We start from the raw sequence: 19,699 nt of genomic DNA on the forward strand, positions 1-19,699 counted from the left end.
TTTCATGCGGCTCGTGCCGGGCAGCCCCGTCGCCGCCTATTTAGGAGGCCGCCGGTCCACCCTCAAGGGCCGATGCAGCGTTTTCGAATGCGGTGGCCAGGCGTTCCAGGCGCGCGGCAATGGCATCGCCCTGTCCGGCATCGGTACTGGCGGCAGCAGGCGCAGCTTCCACGGGTGCTCTCTTGCCCGCCTCGTCGACCTCGTCGGCCAGCATCAGTGCAGCGAATAGGAGGTTCTTCGCCTCGTTCGCGGTGAGGTTGCCGCCCATGGCCTTGAGCTTGGCATCGACCATGCCGGCAAGATGTTCGACATGCCGTTCCTGACCGTCCGCGCAGGAGACGGTGTAGGAGCGTTCACCCACGGTCAGCTTGACGTCGCTCATCGCTCCATCTCCGCGATCAGCGTGTCGAGTTCGGCAAGGCTGGCGGTCACCTGGTTGCGCAGTGCGTCATGCTTCGCGGCGAGATCGCCGGATTGCCCCGGACTGCCTGCAAGAGCGGCCTGCGTCTCGATTCGCGCGAGCGCTTTTTCAATCCTGTCGATGGCAGATAAGATGCGCGCTTCGCTCATGGCGTGAAGAAATACCAAGATTGGCGTTGCAGCGCAAAGGTTTGCACCGTGCTGTTGATAAATCGCTCCAAAACCGGGCGGCGGGGCATCTCTGGCGCACCGAGGTTGACCTCGCGCGCGGCGTTCGCGAAGGGTGCGCGCGCGTCGAATCGACCCCTCTCGCGGAGATACAAAGCATGACAATCGACACTGCCCGCATGGTCCAGATGGCCAACGCCATCAGGGCTCTTTCGATGGATGCGGTGCAGGCGGCGAATTCGGGGCACCCCGGCATGCCGATGGGCATGGCCGATGCCGCCACCGTGCTGTGGTCGGAATACCTCCGCCACGATCCCAAGGCGCCCGACTGGGCCGATCGCGACCGCTTCGTATTGTCGGCGGGTCACGGGTCGATGCTGATCTACTCGCTGCTCCACCTTGCCGGGTACGAACAGCCCACGATCGAAGACATCCGCAACTTCCGCCAGATCGGCAGCCCCTGCGCCGGACACCCGGAAAACTTCCTGCTGCCGGGCGTGGAATGCACCACCGGTCCGCTGGGCCAGGGCCTGGCGATGGCAGTCGGCATGGCCATTGCCGAGCGTCATCTCAACTCCGCCTTCGGCAACGCGCTGGTCGATCACAGGACCTGGGTGATCGCGGGCGACGGCTGCCTCATGGAAGGCATCAACCACGAAGCGATCGGTATCGCCGGCCATCTCAAGCTGGGCCGGATGAACGTGCTGTGGGACGACAACAACATCACCATCGACGGTTCGACGGACCTGTCGACCAGCGAAGACATCAAGGCCCGCTACGAAGCGACCGGCTGGCACGTCACCACCTGTAACGGCCACGATTTCGACGACATCCGCCGCGCGCTGGACGAAGCGCAGGCCGACGAACGCCCCTCGCTGATCGCCTGCAAGACGGTCATCGGCAAGGGTGCTCCGACCAAGCAGGGCACCAGCGCAACGCATGGTGCGCCGCTTGGCGATGAAGAGATCGCAGCTGCGCGCGAAGTGCTGGGCTGGGACGCCAAGCCCTTCGAAATTCCCGAGCAGGTCTATGCCGACTGGCGCGCGAAAAACGCCGACCATGCCAAGGCCCGCGACGAATGGCAGGATCGCCTCAATGCGAGCGGCCAGCGCAAGGAATTCGAACGCCGCATGGCCGGCGACCTGCCCGAAAGCTTCAGCCTCGATAGCTACATCCAGAAGCTGATGGCCGAACCGCAGAAGGTCGCGACCCGCAAGGCCAGCGAGATGGCTTTGGCGCAGATCAACGGCAAGCTCACAGAAACCATCGGCGGCAGCGCTGATCTCACCGGTTCGAACAACACCAAGGCTGGCGGGATTGGCCCGCTCACGGCCGACGATTACTCGGGTCGCTACATCTATTACGGCATTCGCGAATTCGGCATGGCCGCCGCGATGAACGGCATGGCGCTGCATGGCGGCGTGATTCCTTACGGCGGCACCTTCCTGGTCTTCACCGACTATTGCCGCGCCGCGATCCGCCTGTCGGCCCTGCAGCAGACCCGCGCGATCTATGTCATGACCCATGACAGCATCGGCCTTGGCGAAGACGGCCCGACGCACCAGCCGATCGAGCATGTGCAGAGCCTGCGCATGATCCCGAACCTGCTCGTCATGCGTCCGGCGGATGTTGTCGAAACGGCGGAATGCTGGGAAATCGCTCTGCGCGAAAAGGATCGCCCGACGGTCCTGGCACTGACGCGCCAGGGCCTGCCGCAACTACGCAATGCACCCGATGAAACGGACATGTGTTCGAAGGGCGCTTACCGCCTCAAGAAATCGAGCAACGCCCACAAGGTCACGCTGGTGGCCAGCGGTTCGGAAGTGCACGTCGCTCTCGAATGCGCAGAGCGGCTCGAGAAGGAAGGCATCGGCGCCAGCGTGGTTTCGATGGTCTGCACCCAGCTGTTCGACGAGCAGTCCGCAGACTATCGCGCCGACATGATCCCGGCGAACACGCTGCGCGTCAGCGTCGAGGCGGGCACCACTTTCGGCTGGGAACGCTACACCGGGACGGACGGTCTCAACATCGGTATCGACCGCTTCGGCGCATCGGCACCCGCTGGCGATCTCTTCAAGAAATTCGGTCTCACGGCGGACGATATCGTTCCGCAAATCATGAACAAATTAAACGGTTAAGCAGGAGCTTTTCGCATGGCTACCAAGGTTGCAATCAACGGTTTCGGACGCATCGGTCGCCTGGTGGCGCGCGCTATCCTGGAGCGTGACGATCACGATCTCGACCTCGTGTCGATCAACGATCTCGCCGACACCAAGTCGAACGCCCTGCTGTTCCAGTACGACAGCACGCACGGCCGCTTCCCCGGCACGGTCGAAGTCGGCGACAATGCCATCATCGTGAACGGCAAGTCGATTGCAGTCACTTCCGAACGTGAACCCGGCAAGCTGCCGCACGGCGAACAGGGCGTCGACATCGTCCTCGAATGCACCGGCTTCTTCCAGTCCGACGAAGCCTGCCGTCCGCACCTCGACGCAGGCGCGAAGCGTGTCCTGATCTCGGCCCCGGCCAAGGGTGTGTCGGCGACCATCGTATACGGCGTGAACCACGATGTGCTGACCGCCGAAGACGTGATCGTCTCGAACGCGAGCTGCACCACCAACTGCCTCTCGCCGATGGCAAAGGTGCTGCACGATACCGTCGGCATCGAACGCGGTTTCATGACCACGATCCACAGCTACACCAACGACCAGCGCATGCTCGACCAGATGCATGGCGACATGCGCCGTGCCCGCGGCGGTGCGCAGAACATGATCCCGACCACCACCGGCGCTGCCCGCGCGGTCGGCCTCGTCCTGCCCGAACTCGCCGGCAAGCTCGACGGCAGCTCGGTCCGTGTCCCGACGCCGAACGTCAGCCTCGTCGATCTCGTCTTCACGCCGGGCCGCGACACCAGCGCGGAAGAACTGAATGCTGCGCTGAAGGCCGCCGCAGAAGGTCCGATGAAGGGCGTGCTCGACTACACCGACCAGCCGCTCGTCTCGAGCGACTTCAACCACTATCCGGCAAGCTCGACCATCGACAGCCTCGAAACCAGCGTCATGGAAGGCAAGCTGGCTCGCGTGGTTTCGTGGTATGACAACGAGTGGGGCTTCTCCAACCGCATGATCGACACCGCCGGTGTCATGGCGAAGTTCCTCTAAGGAACGCGATGATGGCCAGCTTCAGGACTCTCGACGACCTCGGCGATATTGCAGGCAAAGTCGCGCTCGTGCGCGTCGATCTCAACCTGCCGATGAAGGACGGCTCCGCTACCGACGTGACGCGCGTCGAGGCGGTCAAGCCGACCATTCTCGAACTGACCGAGAAGGGCGCGAAGGTCCTGTTGCTGGCTCATTACGGCCGTCCCAAGGGGCAGCGCCATTCGACCATGTCGACTAGCTTCGTGCAGGGCGACGTGGAAGAGGTGCTGGGCAAGGAGATCATGTTCATCCCCGAGGTCATGGGCCCGGTGGTCGAACAGTCGATCGGCATCCTGCGCAATGGCGATATCGGCCTGCTGGACAACGTCCGCTTCTGGCCGGGCGAAGAAGCCAACGACCCCGAATTTGCCAAGGGCATTGCCGCCCACGGCGATTTCTACGTCAACGACGCTTTTTCCGCCGCGCACCGCGCCCATGCCTCGACCGAAGGGCTGGCGCATCATCTTCCGGCCTATGCGGGACGGGCGATGGAGGCCGAGCGCAAGGCTCTGGATGCCGCGCTCGGCAACCCGGAAACGCCGGTTGCAGCAGTGGTGGGCGGGGCCAAGGTCTCGACCAAGCTCGACGTGCTCGAAAATCTGGTCGGCCGCGTCCAGCACCTGATCATCGGCGGCGGCATGGCCAATACTTTCCTCGCCGCGCGCGGTGTGGATGTCGGCAAATCGCTGTGCGAACATGACCTGACGGCGACCGCGAACAAGATCATGGACACGGCCGATCACGCCGGTTGCACCGTGCACCTGCCCTACGATGTCGTGGTGGCGAAGGAATTCGCGGAAAACCCTGCATCGCTGCGGACCTGCAACGTCCACGAGGTCGGCCCGGACGAGATGATCCTAGACGTCGGCCCCCAGGCTGTCGAAGCGCTGGGCGATGTGCTCAAGACCTGCCGCACGCTGGTGTGGAACGGCCCGCTCGGCGCGTTCGAGACCGAGCCTTTCGATGCAGCGACCGTCGCGCTGGCGCGCACTGCGGCTGCATTGACGCAGGACGGCTCGCTCACCTCGGTCGCAGGCGGGGGCGACACAGTCGCAGCGCTTGCCCATGCCGGGGTGAAGGACGACTTCACCTTCGTTTCGACCGCAGGCGGCGCTTTCCTCGAATGGATGGAAGGCAAGGACCTTCCCGGCGTCTCTGCGCTGACGGCCTAGCGGTATTCGGGGTTCGGCGCGTCGAAGCGGCGGCCCTCGTTCCACAGATCGACCGAATTTCCGTGGCATGGGATGCCGCCTGCATCCTTCAGCATGCGCGCCATGTGCATCAGGTTCCAGGTCATGAAGGTCGTGTTACGCTTCGTAAAATCATTGTCGAAGCCGACATAGCCCGACCCGTCTTCCTTCGCGTCGCCATAGCTCGGGCCGGGCCCTGCCTCGCCGATCCAGCCCGCATCGGCTTGCGGCGGGATAGTGTAGCCGACGTGCTGCAAGGAATAGAGCACGCCCATGCCGACGTGCTTGATGCCGTCTTCATTTCCGGTGACGATGCAGCCCCCGACCTTGCCGTAGAAGATATACTGACCTCGATCGTTGCGCTGGCCGGAGTGGGCGTAAAGCCTTTCGATGAGGCGCTGGCACACGGATGATTTCTCGCCCAGCCAGATCGGCGTGCCGACCACCAGGATATCGGCGGCCTCGACCTTCTTCCAGATTGCCGGCCAGTCGTCACTCGCTGCGCCATGTTCCGTCATGTCGGGATAGACGCCCGGCGCGATGTCATGATCGACCAGTCTTACCTGCTCGAGCGAGACGTCGTTTCGCACCAGGATCGTCTCGACCACGCCAAGCAGCTTCTCCGTGTGCGAGCCGTCGGGCGATCGCTTCAGCGTGCAGTTGATTGTCAGCGCCTTGAGATCGGAAAAGTCCGTCTTTTTCTCGGCGCACAGGCGCTCTTGCGTATCGTCCAGCATTGTCTCTCCTTTGCCACTATTACGAACGAGGGCGGGTAAAGTTACCGGCAGGGCGTTGCGGCAGGGCGAAGCCCTTTGTATGGGCCGCGCATACCTATGCACGCACCAGCGAGGACGGACATGAATTTCGAGGAAATGACGGCGAAAATGCGCGACGGACAGGGCTTTATCGCGGCTCTCGACCAGTCGGGCGGTTCCACTCCCAAAGCGCTTCGGGCCTATGGCGTGGAAGACGGCGAATGGGACGGCGATGACGAGATGTTCGCCAAGATCCACGAAATGCGCTGCCGCATCGTCGATTCCCCGTCCTTCTCGAACGGCAAGGTGATCGGTGCGATCCTGTTCGAAAAGACCATGGAAGGCTGCAACGCCGAAGGTTCGCCCATTCCCGAACTGCTGAGCCGCCGCGGCGTGGTCCCTTTCCTCAAGGTCGACAAGGGCATGCACGACGTCGAGAACGGCGCGCAGCTCATGAAGCCGATCCCCGAACTCGAAGCGATGTGCAAGCGCGCCAAGGAACTGGGCGTCTTCGGCACCAAGATGCGTTCGGTCATCCACGAAGCGAACCGCGAAGGCGTTGCCGCCAACGTCGCGCAGCAGATGGATTACGGCCTCGAAATCCTGTCATTCGGACTCGTTCCGATCCTCGAGCCGGAAGTCAGCCTCGACAGTGCCAGCCGACCGCAGGCCGAAGCCCTGCTGCTCTCCAACATGCTCGACCAGCTGGAGCGCGTGCCGGAAGGCAAGCAGGTCATGCTCAAGCTCACCATCCCGAGCGAGCCGAACCTCTACAAGCCGCTGATCGACCATCCCAAGGTGCTGCGCGTGGTGGCACTGTCGGGCGGTTACAGCCGCGAGGATGCCTGCCGCGAACTGGCGAAGAACGACGGCATGATCGCCAGCTTCAGCCGCGCGCTTCTCGAAGTGCTCCAGGCCAAGATGGACGACCAGCAGTTCGACCAGGCGCTGGGCAATGCGATCGACGAGATCGCCTGCGCCAGCACTGGCGCCTGATCCGGTAGACGATCTGCTTGGCCTATCGGTCATGCGGCGATAGAGCGCGTTGCATGACCGAAACACCCTGCCAGCTTTACCTGATCTCCCCGCTCGAAACGGGCGGGGATTTTCCCAAGCGTCTCGAACGGGCGCTCGATGCCGGGAAGGGCGTCGTGACCGCGTTCCAGTTCCGCGTGAAGGGACTGGACCAGCACGATGCCGCCGCACTGGCAGAGCCGCTGCAGGAAATCTGCGCGGCGCGTGAAGTCGCGTTCATCGTCAATGACGACATTGCGCTCGCCAAGCGGCTCCGCGCCGATGGCGTCCATTTGGGGCAGGGCGACGGCGACCCGCGCGAGGCGCGCGAAGAACTGGGCCGCGATGCGCAGATCGGCGTGACCTGTCACGGCTCTCGCCACCTTGCACTGGAGGCGGGTGAAGCCGGTGCCGACTACGTTGCCTTCGGCGCCTTCTTCCCCAGCACGACCAAGGAAACCGAGCATACGGCGGGCACGGACCTGCTCGAATGGTGGCACGAGATGGTCGAGATCCCCTCGGTCGCGATCGGCGGCATCACGCCTGCCAATTGCAGGCCCCTGATCGAGGCCGGCGCAGACTTCCTGGCCGTGTCCGGCGCGGTCTGGTCGGGGGATGAAGTCGAGGCAGTTCAAGCCTTTGCGGAGCAAATCGCCGCTGCGTGAGTTGTAACTTCCGAAAGGGGCGGTCTGCGCCCCGTTTTTGGGGAGCACTCATGCGCCAATTCCTGTTTATCGCCGCCTCGTCCCTCGCTCTTGCCGCCTGCGGCATGGATGGTGCGGAGGACGAGACCGACACGAACACCGCTTCGGCAGAGACCAGCACCGCGCCCGACCAAGGCTACGAAACCTATAGCGACGAAAATTACGCCGACAGCATGGCATCGAACGACGATGCGAGCGACACGTCAGGCAATTCCGGCGCGCAGATCGAAGATCCCGAAGATCGTCCCGTAATGCAGGCGCAGGTCGTTCTCGACCGGATCGGTTTCGGTCCCGGCGTGATCGACGGCAAGATGGGCATGAGCACCGAGAACGCTCTGACCGGCTTTCAGGAAGCGAACGACCTCGAAGTGACCGGTAAGTTCGACGAACAGACCAAGAGCGCCCTCGCCGAGTGGGACCGCATTCCCGCTACGCGCGTGGTAACGATCCCGGCCAGCTGGGTCGATATCGAATTCAAGGAAATTCCCGAAGACACGGCCAAGAAGGCCGAGATGGAAAACCTCGGCTACACCTCGCTCGACGAGAAACTGGCAGAGCGTTTCCACACCACGGTCGAGGTGCTGCGCCAGCTTAACCCCAATGGTCGTCCTGCGGGTGCTTCGGATACGGGCCAGTCGGACACGGATGATGCCGAGGCCGATGCGCCCCCGACCAAGCGCCCCGGCGACGGCTATTTCCGCGCTGGTCAGCAAATCCGCGTACCGAATATCGGCGGCGATGCGATCGAGCCGGGTGCGATCACCGACAGGGGCTGGCAGCAGACGCTGGCCGCGCTCGGCGTCGGTAGCGACCAGCCCGAGGTCGATCGCATTGTCGTGAGCAAGTCGGAAGATACGCTCAAGGCCTACCAGGGCGACAAGCTGGTCGCCATGTTCACGGTCAGCTCCGGCTCCAGCCAGTTCCCCCTGCCGATCGGCGAATGGGATATCCTGGGCGAAGCCTACAACCCGCCATATTCCTACGATCCCGAGGTGCTTGGCGAAGGTGAGGGCGAAACCTACCAGCTTCCCCCCGGTCCCAATGGCCCGGTGGGTGTCGTATGGATCGACCTGTCGAAGGAACACTATGGCATCCACGGCACACCGGAGCCCGAAACCATCGGCCGCGCGCAGAGCAGCGGCTGTGTGCGCCTGACCAATTGGGACGCTGCGCGTCTTGCGAGAATGGTGTCGCCGTCGACACAGGTGATATTCGAAGCCTGATCGGCTAGGGAGGGGACATGAATATCGTTGACCGCATTCTCACCATCGTCGTCACCGCCACGATTACCAGCATCGTCTGGATCGTGGCGGGCGGGACCCTGATCGAAAACGCGACCAGCGAAAGCCAGCGCAAGAACACCCGCCCTGCTGAAGTCGCGCCGAGCCCGGAGGCAACTCCTACCGGCGATGAAACCGCGGAAGAAGTCGCCGGCCTCGATACCGCGATGCCGACATCACCGGCGCAGAATGCCAGCAACAGGCTGCTGATCCCGGTCAAGAACATCCGCGCATCCGACCTGACCGATACCTTCAGCGATTCGCGCGGTGAAGGCGTGCGCTTGCACGAAGCGATCGACATCATGGCCCCCGTCGGCACGAGTGTAGTCGCTGCGGCTCCCGGGACGGTCGAAAAGCTGTTCCGCTCGGATGCGGGCGGCAACACGATCTACGTGCGTTCCAACGATGGCGAGACGATCCATTACTACGCCCATCTCGACGAATATGCGGAAGGGCTGAAAGAAGGGCAGCGCGTGCGCCGCGGTCAGCGGCTCGGCACGGTCGGGTCGAGCGGCAATGCCTCGGAAGAGGCGCCGCATCTGCACTTTGCGGTATTGCAGACGACAGCCGATGCGGAGTGGTGGGAGCCCGCCAACGCGGTGAACCCCTATCCGCTGCTCAGCGGACAGCAGTAGCTCAGTCTTCGAGCGGGCCGGAGCGGTGACAGCGCAGGCGCCCCAGCTTTCCGTCGCGTTCCAGTTCCTGCAGCAGGCCGGATGAAAGCAGCATCATGCGATGCCCCTTCATCGGGCCGCGCGTGAATGTGACGCGCTTGCCTTCGAGCAGGTACGTGCCGACGCCCTTGTCGGTGCGATAGCTGGAGGCGCCGGTAATCGCGAAATTATGCGCTTCCATCTCCTGCCAGGCAGGCCCGGTCGCACTTCCGGGCAGGGCGCAGACATATTCGCCCTGTTCGAGCAGGCCCAAACGGCCCTGCGCCTGTCCCGTGGCGGGGACGAGCGTGCAAAGCGAAGCTGTAGCGATGCCGATAGCGATGCGGCGTATCATGACCAATTCCTCCGCCAACCCATATAGTGCGGACAAGCTGAATTTTCCATTGCCTTGCCCCTTGGCCCCGGCTCGGGTAAGGCGCGCGGCGCACGACCGCCCCGCACGAATCCGCGTGTCATCCAAGGGGCGGCGCTCTTTCACATCGAAGGCAGGTTCCTCATGAAGATCAGCGGCGTGGACATCCGTCCGGGCAACATCATCGAATACGAAGGCGGCATCTGGAAGGTCGCCAAGATCCAGCACACCCAGCCCGGCAAGGGCGGCGCCTACATGCAGGTCGAGATGAAGAACCTGCAGGATGGCCGCAAGACCAACGTCCGCTTCCGCAGCGCCGACACGGTCGAGAAGGTGCGCCTCGATACCCAGGAATACCAGTTCCTCTATGAAGACGGCGACATGCTGGTTTTCATGGACCAGAACACCTACGAGCAGATCAACCTGCCGAGCGACCTGTTGGGCGATGCCCGCCCGTTCCTCCAGGACGGCATGCAGGTGAAGCTGGAACTGTGGGAAGAAAAGCCGATCTCGGTCGAACTGCCCGCACAGATCGAAGCCGAAATCGTCGAGGCCGATGCCGTGGTGAAGGGACAGACTGCGTCCTCCAGTTACAAGCCCGCCGTGCTCGACAATGGCGTTCGCATCATGGTCCCGCCGCACATCGAAAGCGGCACGCGCATCATCGTCGACGTCTACGAACAGAGCTACGTCGGCAAGGCGTCCTGATCCGTGGGCAAGTCCATCGCCAGCCGGTTCGACAATGTCGATATCGCCAGGAGCACCCTGCGCGCGGTCATCATCAACGATGACGAACTGACGCTGGAGATGGATTTCTGCCTCGAGCCCGAGCACCCCGAATACGAGGCGCCGGGCGAGGGCGAGGAATGCTGCTTCCACCCCGGAATGCTCAAGTTCGCGGGCATTTCCAAGCTTAGCCTCGACCGCCGCGAAACCGGCGGCGAGGGCAAGCAACGCCGCTTCGCAATCGACAAATTCAACATTGAAGGCACGAAATTCGACATGGCCTGCGAGTGGGGAGACATCCACCTGCAAGCCCGTTCGATCCGCGTGCTCACAGAGTAAGAGATACCCATGGCCGCAATTTCCGGACTGATCCGCGTGATGGAGAAAGCCGCGCGCAAGGCGGGTGGCCGCCTGCGCCGCGACTTCGGCGAGATCGAACACCTCCAGGTAAGCCGCAAGGGCCCCGCCGACTTCGTGTCTAAGGCCGACATGCGCGCCGAGCGCACGATCTACGACGAACTGCTCCAGGCGCGTCCCGACTGGGGCTTCGAGATGGAAGAAGCCGGCACCATCGAAGGTGCAGACGGCATGCCGCGCTGGATCGTCGATCCGCTCGACGGCACCAGCAACTTCCTTCACGGCATCCCGCATTTTGCGATCAGCATCGCGGTGCAGGAACGCAAGCTGGGCAGCGACGACTGGGGCGATGTAACCGCTGCCGTTGTCTACAATCCCGTCACCGACGAAACTTTCTGGGCCGAAAAGAGCCGAGGTGCATGGCTGCACGATGGCCGCCTGCGCGTCTCCTCGCGCCGCAGCCCGTCGGAAGCGCTGATCGCCACCGGCATTCCCTTCCAGGGCCACGGCGACTTTTCCGAATGGTCGCGCATCTTCGGTGCGATCGGACCCAATGTCGCAGGCATCCGCCGCTTCGGCGCCGCTTCGCTCGACCTTGCATGGCTTGCTGCTGGCCGGTTCGACGGTTTCTGGGAAAGCGGCCTCAACGATTGGGACACTGCAGCCGGCTGCCTGATCGTGCGCGAAGCGGGCGGCTTCGTCTCCGACTTCCGCGGCCGTTCGCAGCCGATCCATTCGAAGCAGGTGCTTGCCGCGAACGACGTGCTGCACTCCAAATTGCACAAGATGCTGGCAGGCGCGCTCAAATAGGGCGAAAACAGCGCTTGATGGCATGGGCGAGCGGGGCTAATCCCCGCCGTCCATCATGGGCCTCCGTGGCGGAATTGGTAGACGCGCTCGACTCAAAATCGAGTTTCTTACGAAGTGCCGGTTCGAGTCCGGCCGGGGGTACCACTCTCTCTTCGCTGTAACCTTCTTGCCTGCCGGCACGAACGGTGGTGCATGAAAGCCCTCAAGGGGCGGCGAAGGGACCGATCATGAAAACACAATCACTGGTAAGCGCTGTCGGCGCAGCGCATCTGCTCACCGTGGCGAGCCAGATATTCTACATCACCGTCGTCTCGGGCTCCGAGAACGAGATGCTTCGGCCGCTCACGTGGTTCACGGAACTCTTCGCCTTTTCTGCAGTCTCGATCTTCGCGCTTTCGCTGGCGGTGCGCAGGCCCGAGCAATCGGTGTTGTGGGCCGCCATCGGTGTTTCGGGCATTCTCAACCTGCTGCAAGTGGGCATGGGCCTCTCCATGTTCGCACCGGCAATGGAAGCCAGCGAGAGTGAACCGCAATTGTTTGCGGCCATCCTGGCAGGCGCGTTCTTCCTCTATTTCCTCGCCAAGCTCATTATCGGTGCGGCGGCACTTGGCGTAGGCGCAAGCGTCGCGCGCAGCGGATCGGGATGGGGCAAGGGCCTTGGCGTACTGGCGGCAATCGCGGGGTTTGGGGCGATCGGCCTCAACCTTCTCGCGATGATGGATGCGAAGGCGTGGACTTTCCCGGCGGGCGGGGCAGGTACGGCGGCAACCGCCTTGCTGGCATTGACCCTGCTGTGGACGGAAAGATCGCGCAGCGAGGCCTGAGAAGCGCACCAAAGCGCGAAAACCCTTGATATTCCTGCGTAGCGGTGGAATTCATCGCGGCGAATGATCGGCATGCCGTCCTATCACGCGATTGCCGCAATGGCGGTTACTCTCGCCATGTTCGTCGCGTTCGCGCGCGGGCGAATGTCCATTGAGATCATCTCGCTGCTGACAATCGCCGTCATTGCGGTCGGCCTGTATTTCTTCCCGCTCGAAGGCAATGCGCCGACCGACGGGTTGCAGCTCGCATTCTCGGGCTTTGGCCATTACGCCCTGATCACGATCTGTGCGCTCATGGTGATGGGGCGCGGCCTTGTCGTCACAGGCGCGCTTGAGCCCGCAGCGCGCTTTCTCGAGCGGGTGTTCAAGGTAAACCTGCAGCTGGGACTGCTGTTCTCGCTGGTGGTGTGCTTCGTCCTTTCGATGGGCGTCAACAACACGCCTGTGCTGGTTCTGCTGATCCCGATCTTCGTCGCCTTGGCGGAACGTGGGCTGATGCCTGCATCGAAAACGCTGATCCCGCTCAATGCGGCATCGCTGCTCGGCGGTCTTGCGACCACTATCGGGACATCGACCAATATCCTTGTTGTCTCCATCGCGGTGGACCTGGGGATGGAGCGCATGGGCGTGTTCCACTTCACGCCGATCGTGATCTTCGCCTGCCTTATCGCCTTGCCCTACGTCTGGCTGGTCATGCCACGTATGCTGAAGAGCAACCGGATCGAGCAGGTCCATGCCCTGCGCAAGTTCGAGACGCGGCTGCGCATTACCGAAAATTCCGTTCTGAATGGCCGCGAATTGTCCGAAGTGGCCTCGCGCCTGCCAGACGGGATCGAGTTTCATGACGTCCCGCCCGGCCTGTTGCGGCCGCAGCATCGCCTGCTGATGACCGGCACCCATGCCGCCATCGAAGAGGCCATGTCGGTACTCAGGGGCGATGCCGCGCCCAGTTGGGTGATCGATCGCATCCGCCGCAACTCGCATGAGAAGGGCGTCGACATTGCGGTCGTCGAAATGACCGTCACCGCGGATTCCCGCCTCATTGGTCGCACCCTGCCGAGTTCCGGCATTGCAGACCTATACGGCGTGGCCGTGATCGGCACGCACAGGCCCGAACGGTTGCTTGGCGAAAAGGACCAGTATTCGGAAGGCGGCGACATGCGGCTTATCGAAGGCGATGTCCTGCTGGTGATGGGGCTGCCCGAAGATATCGAGAATTTCGAGCGCGCCGACAGCCTCCTCACGCTCGAGGGGCGGCGCGAGTTGCCGCGCCGTTCCAAGGCCGTCCTCGCAGCTACGATCATGGGCGCTTCGGTGGCGCTCGCTTCGGTCGGCCTGCCCTTCTACGGTTCGCAGGGCTTTTACCTGCTCACGGTGCCGATTGCGATTTCGGCGCTGCTCGGTGCGATCCTGATGTTCGTGACCGGATGCGTGAAGTTCGACCGCGTGGGACGCGCCCTTTCAGCCTCGGTCATCGTGCTGGTGGCTGCCAGTATCGCGCTTGGCCGTGTGATCCTCGAAAGCGGGGCGGCGGACTGGATCGGCCTCGTAATGGCCAGCGGGTTGCAATATCTGAGCCCGGCGGCGGCGCTTGCAGTGATCATGCTCACCATGACGCTGATCACCAATTTCGCGTCCAATGCCACGGCTGCCACGGTCGGTACGCCCATCGCCTTTGCCATTGCGACACAGCTTGGCTTGCCGCCGGAACCGATGGTGCTGGCCGTGCTGTTCGGCTGCAACCTCTGCTACGCGACGCCGATCGCCTACCAGACGAATATGCTGATCATGTCGGAAGGCAGCTACGAGTTCTTCGACTACGTGCGCACCGGCGTGCCCTTGGTGATCATCATGGTCGTTGCGCTGTCGGGCGCGCTGGTCTTCACTTACGGGCTGTAGGCCTTCCCTACCGACGCAGGGCGTGCCAGACAGGCGCGCAACCGAACGCCAGATGCGGGCCCGAGGATTCCTTTCCCAGGACCGTGTTCCACATGTTCCACTCTGTGGGGGAGATACCAATGAAGTCCAACTTGCGTCCAACACTCGCCGCGCTCGCCGTGATGGCTGTCGCAACGCCCGCTTCGGCGCAGGACCTGCGCGCTTCGCTGGCCGAGGACATGCCCGGCCTGATGGAGCTTTACCGCGACCTGCACGCGCATCCGGAATTGAGCTTCGAAGAACACAAGACCGCGGCCAAGCTGGCCAAGCGGATGCGCGATCTCGGCTTCGAGGTGACAGAAGGCGTCGGCCAGACCGGCGTCGTATCGGTGATGAATAACGGGGACGGTCCGGTGGTCATGCTGCGCGCGGACATGGACGGGCTACCGGTGATCGAACAGACGGGGCTTCCTTTCGCCAGCAAGGAAACGGCAACGCCTGCCAGCGGCGTGACGACCGGCGTCATGCACGCCTGCGGCCACGATACGCACATGGCGGGCTTCATCGGCGCCGCGCAGCTGCTGGTCGAGCACAAGGACGAATGGCAGGGCACGCTGGTGATGATCCTGCAGCCCGCCGAAGAGCTTGGCCTTGGCGCGATCGCGATGATCGAGGACGGGCTCTACACGCGCTTTCCCAAGCCGGACTACGTCTTGGCCTTCCACGATGCCGCTGCGCCCGCTCCGGCAGGCACCATCGGCTATACGCCGGGCTATGCGCTGGCCAATGTCGACAGCGTCGACATCACGGTGAAGGGTATCGGCGGGCATGGCGCCTATCCGCACACCACGGTCGATCCGATCGTGCTCGGCAGCGCTATCGTGATGAAGGTCCAGACGGTGGTGAGCCGCAATTCCTCGCCGCTCGATCCGGCAGTGATCACCGTCGGAAGCTTCCATGCAGGGGCCAAGCACAACATCATCTCCGATGAAGCCAAGCTCCAGCTGACCGTGCGCAGCTACTCGGACGAAAGCCGCCAGCTGCTGCTCGACGGCATCCGCCGCGTTGCAAAGGGCGAGGCGATTACCGCGGGCCTGCCCGAAGAACTGCACCCGGTGGTGACGGTGGAAGATCCGTACACGCCCTCGACCTTCAATGACCCGGAATTCTCCGAAGAACGCGCTGCATCCTTCCGCGCTCGCTTCGGCGAGGAACGCGTGATGCAGTGGCCGGCGGTCATGGGGGGCGAGGACTTCAGCCAGTTCCGCCGCGCTTCGCCAGAAGATGTGAAGAGCATGATCTTCTGGATCAGCGGCACGACCGATGAAATGCTGACCGCGCTCAAGGAAGAGGGGAAACCGCTGCCCTCGCTCCATTCGCCGTTCTGGGCGCCCGATGCCGAGAAGGTGGTAGCGACCGGCGCCGAAGCGCTGGCCGGTGCCGCGCTCGACCTGATGCCGCGCAGCGGAGGCTGATCCATAAATTGACGGCCGCCGCAGCATTGGGGGTGCTGCGACGGCCGTTTCTCCTCCCCAGGAGAAAGTATGGTCCGCGCTATCGCATCGCTGCTTGAGCGCGGACGATCGGTTTAACCGTCCGAGGGAACGTAGGTCCCCAGGCGATGGTGCAGGGCGTTGATCTTCGCCAGCTCCTCGCGGTCTTCGGTCTGGCGCGCGTAGCTCGTCAGGGCCGTGCGCAGGAGACGGAAATCGGCGGTCGAGAACAGGGCACGTGCGCGGCCCGGCTCGGTCTTGGGAGTGTCTTCGGTCATCGTAGTCATCCTTCCTCTCCGTTAGGCCGCAGCGAACTGGTTCATGGTGTTGTCCTTGCCGCCGGCCTTCAGGGCCGCTTCGCCGGCAAAGTATTCCTTGTGGTCATCGCCGATGTCCGAACCGGCCATGTTCTGGTGCTTCACGCAGGCGATACCCTGGCGGATTTCCTCGCGCTGCACGTTCTTGACGTAGCCGAGCATTGCCTGTTCGCCGAAGTATTCCTTGGCGAGGTTGTCGGTGCTCAGCGCAGCCGTGTGGTAGGTCGGCAGCGTGATGAGGTGGTGGAAGATACCGGCACGCTTCGCGGCATCTGCCTGGAAGGTGCGGATCTTCTCGTCGGCTTCGGCGGCCAGTTCGGTGCCGTCGTAGTCGATGCTCATGAGCTTGGTGCGGTCGTAACCCGACACGTCCTTGCCCTCTGCTTCCCACTTGTCGAAGATCTGCTGGCGGAAGTTGAGCGTCCAGTTGAAGCTGGGCGAGTTGTTGTAGACCAGCTTGGCGTTGGGGATCACTTCGCGGACACGGTCCACCATGCCGGCGATCTGCTCGACATGCGGCTTCTCGGTCTCGATCCACAGCAGGTCGGCACCCGCTTCCAGCGCGCTGATGCAATCGAGCACGCAGCGGTCTTCGCCGGTTCCGGGGCGGAACTGGTAGAGGTTGCTGGGCAGGCGCTTGGGCGCGAGCAGCTTGCCGTCGCGGCTGATGAAGACCTGGCCGTTCTTGATGTCGGCAGCGTCGACTTCGTCGCAATCGAGGAAGCTGTTGTACTTGTCACCCAGATCGCCCGGTTCCTTCGAATAGGCGATCGACTTGGTCAGGCCTGCGCCGAGGCTGTCGGTGCGGGCAACGATGATGCCGTCGGGAACGCCGAGTTCGAGGAAGGCGTAGCGGATCGCGCGGATCTTCTGGTGGAATTCCTCGTGCGGAACCGTGACCTTGCCGTCCTGGTGGCCGCACTGCTTTTCGTCCGACACCTGGTTTTCGATCTGCAGGGCGCAGGCACCCGCTTCGATCATCTTCTTGGCGAGCAGGTAGGTCGCCTCGGCGTTACCGAAACCAGCGTCGATGTCCGCGATGATCGGCACGACATGCGTTTCATGCTCGTCAATTTCCTTGAGCAGGCGGTGCGTGTTGACCGCGTCGCCCTTGGCCTTTGCTTCGTCGAGTTCGCGGAACAGACCGCCCAGCTCGCGGGCGTCGGCCTGGCGCAGGAAGGTGTAGAGTTCCTCGATCAGCGCCGGAACGCTGGTCTTCTCATGCATCGACTGGTCGGGCAGGGGACCGAATTCGCTGCGCAGAGCGGCGACCATCCAGCCCGACAGGTAGAGGTACCGGCGCTTCGTGCTGCCGAAATGCTTCTTGATCGAAATCATCTTCTGCTGCGCGATGAACCCGTGCCAGCAGCCGAGCGACTGGGTGTAGTTCGCCGGGTCGGCGTCATAGGCTTCCATGTCTTCGCGCATGATCTTTGCGGTGTAACGCGCAATGTCGAGACCGGTCGGGAAGCGGTTCTGGACGGCCATGCGTGCAGCGCTGGCGGCGTCGATTGCGCCCCACGGCGCGCCGTTTTCCGAGATGGTCTGGCCGAGTTCGGCGATGCGGCTTTGATAGGTCATGGCGAATCTCCTGTAAGTTCTGGCGCGGTGGCCTTGCTCATGAACTTGGGGCGATTGGCCGTTCCGCGACAGGAAAATTTACAGAATTTGTTGTCTAAACCGTGCTGTTCTGCCAGATGGACGTGTAATGATGTAAAGGAATTTACAAATGGCGGACGCCGCTCTCATGGCAGGACCGGCTATTCGCCGACTGCGTAAACGTGAAAACCTGACCCAGGCGGCCATGGCGACGCGGCTGGCAATCTCGCCGAGTTATCTCAATCTGATCGAACGCAACCAGCGGCCGGTGAGCGCCCGTGTTGTAATGGCATTGGTCGAGAAATTCGACTTCGATCCCCGCTCGCTGCGAGAGGATGAGGCGGTCGGTGGCCTCGATGGCCTCATGCGCCGACTTGCCGATGAACGCTTTTCCGATCTCGATATCGACCGTGACGAAGCAGAGGAGTTCCTGTCCACAGCGCCTCAGGTCGCGGCAGCCTTCGCCCGACTGTATGACAAGGCCGGTCCCGGTGCAGACACGCATGACGATGCCCTGGCGGCGTCGCGCCGGGAAATCGAACGGTGGCGCAACCACTTCGCCGACCTCGACCATTCGGCGGAAGAGCAGGCGGATGAAATGCGCTTGTCGCGTGGCGACATCGGGCTGGCCTTGACCGAGCGACTGCGTGAGCGCCACCAGCTTTCGGTTCGTATCCTGCCTCGCGATGTGCTCCCGGAAAGCCTTAGCCGGTTGGACCTTCACGCAAGACAGATCCAATTGTCGGAAATGCTCGGTCCCGCATCGCGCAATTTCCAGCTCGCGCTCAAGGTGGCGCAGTTGGAAAAGCGCGACGAGATAGAGGCGGTGGCTCAGGGCGCCGAGTTCGAGGATGAAGCCGCACGCGCCTTGTTCAGGCGACATCTCGAAGGCTACTTCGCGGCGGCCCTGCTGATGCCTTACGGCCGCTTCCTGCGCGCCTGCGAGGCGACGGGATATGACCTCCCTGTGCTGGAGCGGCGCTTTTCGGTGAGTTTCGAGCAATTGGCGCATCGTCTGACTACCCTTCAGCGAGTAGGGCAGCGGGGCTTGCCGTTCTTCATGGTCCGGATCGACCGGGCGGGACAGTTTTCCAAGAGCTTCATCGGCGCGAGCACGGCGCATTTTGCCAGTGCGGATGTGTCCTGTCCCTTGTGGGACGCGCACCGGGCCTTCGAAACCGGCGGCGAACTCGTCACGCAATTCGTCGCTCTGGAACAGGCCGGAGAGGGACAGGCGGGCGGATGGCTGACCATGATGCGCAGCGTCGAGGGCAGCGGAGCGCCGGGTGAGGCGCGCTTTGTGGTCGCAGTGGGGATCGAGGCAGTGCTGGCGGCGGACCTTGCACAGGCGAGGGGATTGTCGCTCAACCCGTCGGATGCCCAGCCGATCGGGCCCGGGTGCGCAGCCTGTCAGAGGCAGAATTGTCGCCAGCGTTCGCTGCCCCCGCGCGGCAGGAAATTGCAGTTCGACCGGATGCGTCGCGGCAACACTCCGTTCGAATTCGGCGAGCGGTAACCATGATGCCGGGAACGCTGCGGAACCATCGCGCGTTGGCGCCGCAGTAAGACATGGATGGGAAAGGATTTTTCCATGGCAGAAGAACGTATAACCGAAACGCGCACGCCCGATGGCAACACGCATACCACTCACACAGTCGTCACTGACGAACCGCGTCGCAGCGGCGGCTCGGGCTGGGTTATGGCGATCATTCTCCTGGTTGCCGCGATCGCAGCAATCGTGGTTTTCACTCAAATGGGCGGCGCGGAAGTTGCGAAGGACGAGGCGATCACCGATGCCGCCAACCAGGTAGGCGAAGCGGCCGGACAGGTCGGCGATGCTGCCCAGGACGCTGGCGAAGCCGTTGGCGACGCCGTCAACAACTGATCCAGACTACTATCGAATCAAGGCGGCGCTCCGGCAATTCGGGGCGCCGTTTT

The 19,699-nt window shown here is 63.0% G+C and carries 21 protein-coding genes and 1 tRNA gene; 16 read left to right on the forward strand and 6 right to left on the reverse strand.

Features of this window, described 5'->3' with window-relative positions; genetic code table 11:
- Nucleotides 1-40 precede the first annotated feature (40 nt).
- Together LCM24_RS11205 and LCM24_RS11210 are read right to left on the reverse strand one after the other, a co-directional pair.
- Complete coding sequence (locus tag LCM24_RS11205) at nucleotides 41-382, reverse strand: cell division protein ZapA (RefSeq protein ID WP_224804385.1); 342 nt, start codon at nucleotides 380-382, stop codon at nucleotides 41-43.
- On the reverse strand, nucleotides 379-570 hold the full coding sequence (locus LCM24_RS11210) for a hypothetical protein (RefSeq protein WP_224804387.1): 192 nt from the start codon (nucleotides 568-570) through the stop codon (nucleotides 379-381). Before LCM24_RS11210 ends, LCM24_RS11205 begins: the two co-directional genes overlap by 4 nt.
- 176 nt (nucleotides 571-746) lie before the next feature.
- On the opposite strand from LCM24_RS11210, the gene tkt reads away from it, so the two are divergent.
- From tkt to LCM24_RS11225, 3 genes are read left to right on the forward strand one after another with little or no spacing between them, the layout of a single operon-like run.
- Nucleotides 747-2,726, forward strand: coding sequence for a transketolase (gene tkt, locus LCM24_RS11215; RefSeq protein ID WP_224804389.1), 1,980 nt, complete (start codon nucleotides 747-749; stop codon nucleotides 2,724-2,726).
- A 15-nt stretch (nucleotides 2,727-2,741) separates the two neighbouring features.
- Nucleotides 2,742-3,749 (forward strand): type I glyceraldehyde-3-phosphate dehydrogenase, encoded by a 1,008-nt coding sequence (gap, locus tag LCM24_RS11220; protein ID WP_090479986.1) that lies wholly within the window; start codon nucleotides 2,742-2,744, stop codon nucleotides 3,747-3,749.
- A gap of 11 nt (nucleotides 3,750-3,760) precedes the next feature.
- Nucleotides 3,761-4,960, forward strand: a complete 1,200-nt coding sequence (locus LCM24_RS11225) for a phosphoglycerate kinase (RefSeq protein ID WP_224804391.1) — start codon at nucleotides 3,761-3,763, stop codon at nucleotides 4,958-4,960.
- Here LCM24_RS11225 and LCM24_RS11230 read toward each other — a convergent pair.
- The gene (locus LCM24_RS11230) at nucleotides 4,957-5,715 is read right to left on the reverse strand and encodes a flavodoxin family protein (RefSeq protein ID WP_224804393.1); all 759 of its coding nucleotides are present in this window, start codon (nucleotides 5,713-5,715) and stop codon (nucleotides 4,957-4,959) included. The two genes, LCM24_RS11225 and LCM24_RS11230, sit on opposite strands and share 4 nt — an antisense overlap.
- 120 nt (nucleotides 5,716-5,835) lie before the next feature.
- Here LCM24_RS11230 and LCM24_RS11235 point away from each other — a divergent pair, with 120 nt between their 5' ends.
- From LCM24_RS11235 to LCM24_RS11250, 4 genes are read left to right on the forward strand one after another with little or no spacing between them, the layout of a single operon-like run.
- Nucleotides 5,836-6,729 carry a fructose bisphosphate aldolase gene (locus LCM24_RS11235; RefSeq protein WP_224804396.1) on the forward strand — a complete coding sequence of 298 codons (894 nt, stop codon included), beginning with the start codon at nucleotides 5,836-5,838 and terminating at the stop codon, nucleotides 6,727-6,729.
- A 53-nt stretch (nucleotides 6,730-6,782) separates the two neighbouring features.
- A complete protein-coding gene (thiE, locus tag LCM24_RS11240) occupies nucleotides 6,783-7,412 on the forward strand; it encodes a thiamine phosphate synthase (protein ID WP_224804398.1) in 630 nt (209 codons plus the stop codon).
- A gap of 50 nt (nucleotides 7,413-7,462) precedes the next feature.
- Nucleotides 7,463-8,674, forward strand: a complete 1,212-nt coding sequence (locus LCM24_RS11245) for a L,D-transpeptidase family protein (RefSeq protein ID WP_224804399.1) — start codon at nucleotides 7,463-7,465, stop codon at nucleotides 8,672-8,674.
- 17 nt (nucleotides 8,675-8,691) lie between these two features.
- Complete coding sequence (locus LCM24_RS11250) at nucleotides 8,692-9,366, forward strand: M23 family metallopeptidase (protein ID WP_224804401.1); 675 nt, start codon at nucleotides 8,692-8,694, stop codon at nucleotides 9,364-9,366.
- 1 nt (nucleotide 9,367) lies between these two features.
- On the opposite strand, the gene LCM24_RS11255 is transcribed toward LCM24_RS11250, so the two are convergent.
- Entirely contained in the window at nucleotides 9,368-9,739 is a 372-nt protein-coding gene (locus LCM24_RS11255; protein ID WP_224804403.1) for an elongation factor P, read from the reverse strand.
- Between the two features lie 162 nt (nucleotides 9,740-9,901).
- Here LCM24_RS11255 and efp point away from each other — a divergent pair, with 162 nt between their 5' ends.
- From efp to LCM24_RS11290, 7 genes are all read left to right on the forward strand, one after another.
- Nucleotides 9,902-10,465: an elongation factor P gene (efp, locus tag LCM24_RS11260; RefSeq protein ID WP_090480322.1), complete on the forward strand. Its 564-nt coding sequence runs from the start codon at nucleotides 9,902-9,904 to the stop codon at nucleotides 10,463-10,465.
- A gap of 3 nt (nucleotides 10,466-10,468) precedes the next feature.
- Nucleotides 10,469-10,822, forward strand: a complete 354-nt coding sequence (locus tag LCM24_RS11265) for a hypothetical protein (protein WP_160594671.1) — start codon at nucleotides 10,469-10,471, stop codon at nucleotides 10,820-10,822.
- 9 nt (nucleotides 10,823-10,831) lie between these two features.
- Nucleotides 10,832-11,650 (forward strand): inositol monophosphatase family protein, encoded by an 819-nt coding sequence (locus LCM24_RS11270; RefSeq protein WP_090479967.1) that lies wholly within the window; start codon nucleotides 10,832-10,834, stop codon nucleotides 11,648-11,650.
- 59 nt (nucleotides 11,651-11,709) lie between these two features.
- Nucleotides 11,710-11,794 (forward strand) — tRNA-Leu (locus LCM24_RS11275).
- Between the two features lie 83 nt (nucleotides 11,795-11,877).
- Nucleotides 11,878-12,474 (forward strand): hypothetical protein, encoded by a 597-nt coding sequence (locus LCM24_RS11280; protein WP_224804405.1) that lies wholly within the window; start codon nucleotides 11,878-11,880, stop codon nucleotides 12,472-12,474.
- Between the two features lie 63 nt (nucleotides 12,475-12,537).
- Nucleotides 12,538-14,373 (forward strand): SLC13 family permease, encoded by a 1,836-nt coding sequence (locus LCM24_RS11285; protein WP_224804407.1) that lies wholly within the window; start codon nucleotides 12,538-12,540, stop codon nucleotides 14,371-14,373.
- 119 nt (nucleotides 14,374-14,492) lie between these two features.
- The gene (locus LCM24_RS11290) at nucleotides 14,493-15,827 is read left to right on the forward strand and encodes an amidohydrolase (protein ID WP_224804409.1); all 1,335 of its coding nucleotides are present in this window, start codon (nucleotides 14,493-14,495) and stop codon (nucleotides 15,825-15,827) included.
- A 113-nt stretch (nucleotides 15,828-15,940) separates the two neighbouring features.
- On the opposite strand, the gene LCM24_RS11295 is transcribed toward LCM24_RS11290, so the two are convergent.
- Together LCM24_RS11295 and LCM24_RS11300 are read right to left on the reverse strand one after the other, a co-directional pair.
- A complete protein-coding gene (locus tag LCM24_RS11295) occupies nucleotides 15,941-16,123 on the reverse strand; it encodes a hypothetical protein (RefSeq protein ID WP_006832439.1) in 183 nt (60 codons plus the stop codon).
- A 21-nt stretch (nucleotides 16,124-16,144) separates the two neighbouring features.
- On the reverse strand, nucleotides 16,145-17,743 hold the full coding sequence (locus tag LCM24_RS11300; protein WP_224804411.1) for an isocitrate lyase: 1,599 nt from the start codon (nucleotides 17,741-17,743) through the stop codon (nucleotides 16,145-16,147).
- A 148-nt stretch (nucleotides 17,744-17,891) separates the two neighbouring features.
- Here LCM24_RS11300 and LCM24_RS11305 point away from each other — a divergent pair, with 148 nt between their 5' ends.
- Complete coding sequence (locus LCM24_RS11305; RefSeq protein WP_224804413.1) at nucleotides 17,892-19,277, forward strand: helix-turn-helix domain-containing protein; 1,386 nt, start codon at nucleotides 17,892-17,894, stop codon at nucleotides 19,275-19,277.
- Between the two features lie 75 nt (nucleotides 19,278-19,352).
- The gene (locus tag LCM24_RS11310) at nucleotides 19,353-19,646 is read left to right on the forward strand and encodes a hypothetical protein (protein WP_090479952.1); all 294 of its coding nucleotides are present in this window, start codon (nucleotides 19,353-19,355) and stop codon (nucleotides 19,644-19,646) included.
- Nucleotides 19,647-19,699 lie beyond the last annotated feature (53 nt).

It is taken from the genome of Qipengyuania aquimaris, from assembly GCF_020171965.1.
In the GTDB taxonomy this organism is placed as follows: domain Bacteria; phylum Pseudomonadota; class Alphaproteobacteria; order Sphingomonadales; family Sphingomonadaceae; genus Qipengyuania; species Qipengyuania aquimaris_A.